General features: G+C 66.9%; 3 protein-coding genes. All 3 read left to right on the top strand.

Features of this window, described 5'->3' with window-relative positions:
- Positions 1-351: transposase (locus ABWP84_RS18075; RefSeq protein ID WP_353213418.1), on the top strand; the 351-nt coding region annotated here is incomplete at its 5' end.
- Positions 352-451: 100 nt separating this feature from the next.
- Positions 452-1,426, top strand: coding sequence for a YMGG-like glycine zipper-containing protein (locus tag ABWP84_RS18070; protein ID WP_353213417.1), 975 nt, complete (start codon positions 452-454; stop codon positions 1,424-1,426).
- Between the two features lie 214 nt (positions 1,427-1,640).
- The gene (locus ABWP84_RS18065; RefSeq protein WP_353213416.1) at positions 1,641-4,466 is read left to right on the top strand and encodes a caspase family protein; all 2,826 of its coding nucleotides are present in this window, start codon (positions 1,641-1,643) and stop codon (positions 4,464-4,466) included.
- Positions 4,467-4,737 lie beyond the last annotated feature (271 nt).

Below are 4,737 nucleotides of genomic sequence, written 5' to 3'. Positions count from 1 at the left end.
GACAGCACCTTGGCTGCCTACGCTGCCAGGGCCGACAACACACTCGATCGCCTCGTCGCCCAGCCCGTCGCCCATCCCGCCGGTCAGGTTCTGAACAAGCAGATCAAGGCTTGGCGAACAAAGTTCTTTGTCTTCCTGACAGACCGCGAGGTGCCGGCCACCAACAACATCTCCGAGCGGGAAATCCGCCACTCGGTGGTGTTCCGTAAAGTCACCAACGGCTTCCGGTCAGACTGGGGGGCGCAGATCCACGCCGGATATCGCTCGGTCACCGGAACCGCCCGCCTGGGCGGTCAACCCGCACTGCAGGCCATCCGAGATCTGATCGGCGGGAAATTCGCCTGCGCCTGATCAGGTCGTTCAGGGCCGACCACGTGAGTAATTACCAATGACCCTGGGCAGGCCGCCCAGAATGGGTTAAACATTATCGAAATTGGAGATTGCGTTTTACATGGCACGCTCCGGCTCTTACCGCATCACGGCCGCCCTAACCGCTGGTATCGTTCTTGCCGCCTGCACAACGCAGGTACAACGCATCGGCTATGATGACGGGCGCGACGCCTGTCGGGCGCTCGTCGTCCAGCTTGACAGCACGGGCAATTTCTTTGGTGAGGACATCGTGCAGGCTGCGGCCATCGGTGCCGTCTCGGGCGCGCTGATCAGCGGCCTTGCAACCGGTACCTGGCAAGGCGCACTCACCGGCGCGTTGATCGGTGCCCCAACGGGTGCGGCAATAGGCTATTACTCCGCGCTGCAGCGCCAACAGCGCGACCAAGCCGGCGTCAACGCCCAGATCGCCAATGACCTGCAGCGCGAGAATGCTGAGCTTAATCGTACCCAGATCGCCTTCGACCAACTCTTCGACTGCCGCCTGCGCTCGGCCCAACACATCCGCCAGGCCGTGCGAGATGGACGGCTGAACCGTGAGGTTGCGACCCAACAATTGGCCGAAATCCGCCAGCGTGCCAATGGCGACATTGCCCTCGCCCAAAACATCAATGGCCGTATCTCCACCCGCGGCGCCGAAATCGACGGTGCGATCGACGCCGTGGTGCCGGGCGGCAAGGTGGGGCTCGCCACTGCCGGAACCCCGCAGCCGACCCGCGTGACGCCGCAGCGCAACGTCGATGTCGTCTTCTCGCCACAACCAGATAGTCCGAAGATCGCCGAAATCCGGCCGCGCGAAGCGGTGGCGGTGCGCCCTGGCCCGCCCGGCTTCGTGCAGGTGGAAACCGCAAACGGCGTGCGTGGCTATGCCCCATCCGCTGCATTTCCCGCGCCCCGCGCATCGGTTCAGCAGCCGGCCGAGGGCAGCGATGTGCGCTCACTGGCCGCCACCAACCTATCGCGCCGCGAGACATTCACCGCCTCCGTCAGCAATGCCGAGCGGCTGACGCAGAGCAGTGGTTTCGAGTTGACGTCCTGAACCAAGCCATGGGGCAGGCCGGGCGATGAGGGTCTGGGCTTATCGCCTCGGGGTGGCCATTGCCTTGTTCACCCCAGCCTTGGTGCTGGGGCAGACGGCGCCACGGTCGGGCCTTCCGCCGGCAGCATCGGGGCGTGGGGTGATCATGGCCCCGGCGCAGCAGCCCTCGGCAGCGCCCGCGCCAGCCACTGCCCCCGCGCGCCAAGCTGAGGCAATGCCGCCACAAGCGCCGATCCTGCGGGTCGAGGCCGGCGCTCATACTGCACCCGTCTCGCGCCTGGCCACCGATGCGGCAGGACGCATCCTCGCCTCGGTGTCCGATGATAAGACGCTGCGGCTATGGTCACTGCCCGAGGGGACACCGCTTGGGGTGCTGCGGCCGCCCATTGGGCCATTGGATGAGGGTGAGCTTTATGCCGTCGCGCTGAGCCCCGATGGCACCCGGGTGATCGTCGGCGGCCAGACTGGTGCTGCTTGGGATGGCACCTTTTCAGCTTATCTTTTCGATACCGCCAGCGGACGAATGCTGGCGCGGCTGCCCGGCCAGCCGGCCCCCTTCCAGCACTTTGCCATCTCGCCCGATGGAGCAAGGGTGGCGGCAGCACTGGGCGGCCGCTCTGGCATCAGAATCTGGGACACGACAAACGGCCGGCTGCTGGCCGAGGATAGCCAGGACTGGCAGGGCGCCGCGCGCATGGTGGTCTTCGATGGGGAGGGGCGGCTCGCTGCGAGTTCGGCCGATGGCAAGATCAGACTTTATGACAGCGCCGGCCGGCGCATCGCCGAACGTAAGCCCATCCTCGATGCCAGGCCTTATGGCATCGCCTTCTCGCCAGATGGGGCGCTGATCGCCGTGGGCTATGAGAACCGGTTGCGCGTCGATGTGTTGATGGCGAGTGACCTGCGCACCATCCTCACCCCCGACGTCACGGGCCTCACTGGCGAGGGGTTGCCCGCCGTGGCCTGGGCCAGCGATGGCAGAGGCGGGGTGCAACTGCATGCGGCGGGCTATGCCAGGGCGGCCACTGCCGCCCCGGGTACGGCCAATTTTCTGATCCGCCGCTGGGCCGATTTCGGCCATGGACCGTTCCGCGACATCCCCGCCGCGCGCGATGCCATCGCCCAGCTTCTGCCGCTGCCGGGCGGCGGGCTGGCCTTCGCGGCCGCCGATCCGGGCTGGGGGCGCCTCGCCCCGGATGGCAGTCTGGCCCAGCCGCCCAGACCGCCGGGCGGCGATTTCCGCAACACCGCCGCCGGCCTGGCGGCCAGCGCTGATGGCCAATTGCTGCGACTGGTGCTGCGCAGTGGTGGCCCGACGCTGCTATTCAACGCCCAGGCCAGCCAACTTGCCCGCGGCCCGGGCGAAGGGCTTGTTACCGCCCGCACCCAGGCCGCCGGGCTGACGGTGACGGATTGGCAAAATCGCGACCGGCCAAGGCTTAACGGCCAGCCACTGCGTCTCAATGAAGGCGAGTACAGCCGCAGCCTGGCCATCACGCCGAACGACGAGGGCTTCCTCCTCGGTACCGACACCTATCTCCGTCTTTACGACCGATCTGGCCGGTTGCTCGACCAGATCGCCACATCTGGCACCGTATGGGGGGTGGTGGCAGTGGATGGATTGGCGGTGGCAGCGCTCGGTGACGGCACCATCCGCTGGTACGAAACCAATGGCCGGCTGGCCGAACGCGGCGCGCTCTTCGTCCATGCCGATGCCCAACGCTGGGTGCTTTGGACGCCCGAGGGATTGTTTGACCACGCGGCCCAAGGTGGCCAGGACCTCGTGGGCGTCCACCTCAATAATGGCCGCGCCCAGGCGCCGGAATGGGCCAGCTTCCAGCAAGCCTATCGCGCGCTCTTCGCGCCCACCGCTGTACGCGCCCGGCTATTGGGCAATACGGCTCTGACCATGGCCCGGATGAATGACCTCGGCGAGGTGCGCAGCCGCATCGGCCGTCTGCCGACACTGGCCCCTGGCGAGGCCTGTGCCATCATAGGCGAGGCCTGCCAACCCGTCGCCTGGGCCGGCGGCGAATTGCCGGGCGGCGCGACCGCGCTGCGCCTGGGCTTTTCCGTCACTGATCGCGGCATGGGGCTGGGGCCGCTCGATGTGATGGTGAACGACCGTATCGCAGCGCGCGGCATGGCCACGGCCGGGGTGAATATAGTGGAAGTCCCGCTCGACCCCGGGCCCAACCGCGTTTCCGCCAGGCTCTATGCTGAGGACCGGAGCCTCTTCGCTGAGGGCACAGCCATGGAACTGCGCCGTGCTGGCGAGCCACCGCCGCCGCCCGGCGCCGGACGTCTCATCATCGTGGCCGTGGGTGTGGATGAATATCGCATCGGCGACCTCAATCTGCGCTTCGCAGTGGCCGATGCTCGCACCGTGGTGGAGGTGCTGCGCGCCCGCGCTGCCGGTGTCTTCCGTGAGGTCCTGGCAACCACACTGCTGAACCGCGACGCCACCCGCAGCAACATCCTCGCCGCGCTCTCGGCCGCAGCGCAGATCGCCCGGCCGGAGGACACTTTCGTCCTCTACCTCGCTGGCCACGGCGTGCGCAGCGAACCCGACCGACACTTCCTCTTTCTTCCGCACGAGACGGCAAGCATCACCGATGCCGGCGCGATGCGCAATTCGGCACTCGATGAGAATACCATGGTGGCCGCCCTGGCGCGCATCCGGGCCCGTGACGGCTTTCTCTTCATCGACACGTGCCATGCCGGCCAGGTGACCATCGACAGCCTGGCCGCGCTCGGCAACGAAACCGGGCGCTTTCTGCTGGCCGCCAGCACATCGGTGCAGGAGGCGCTGGATTCATACGATGAACGCAACGGCGTCTTTGCCTATGCGGTGCGCGAGGGCATGGGCGGCCGCGCAGCGACCGACGGCGAGGGGCGGGTCTCTGCCCTTTCACTCGGCGAATGGGTGACGCGGCGCGTGCCGCAACTCGCCGCCGAAAAGCAGCACCGGCAGGACGCGGTCTTCCGCACCGCGCAGCGCGACCTTCGCTCCTTCCCGCTGGGCGCGGTGGCGCGATGAAACGCAATGGTCGGTTGTGTCACGTGCAAACCATGCGAATGCTTGCGATCAGATGCCAGCGAGCGGCCGGTGCCGATCCATCATGTCGGTGGGCCGACCATTCTGGCGGCTCCACCATTCTGTATGCCGGCCATGCGGATGGGTAGGATGACGACACATGGCGGCATCATCCCCGTAAGCCTGCCCGGGCGGATGCTCAGGTCATGAGTTTGTTGCCGCAGGCGCCCGGCCCGGCATACATTATCATTATCATGCGAGAGGGATGAGGGAC

It is taken from the genome of Rhodovarius sp., assembly GCF_040399605.1.
Lineage (GTDB): Bacteria > Pseudomonadota > Alphaproteobacteria > Acetobacterales > Acetobacteraceae > Rhodovarius > Rhodovarius crocodyli_A.
The sequence above is the reverse complement of the archived record's forward strand: the minus strand, read 5'-3'. Positions and strand labels throughout refer to the sequence as shown.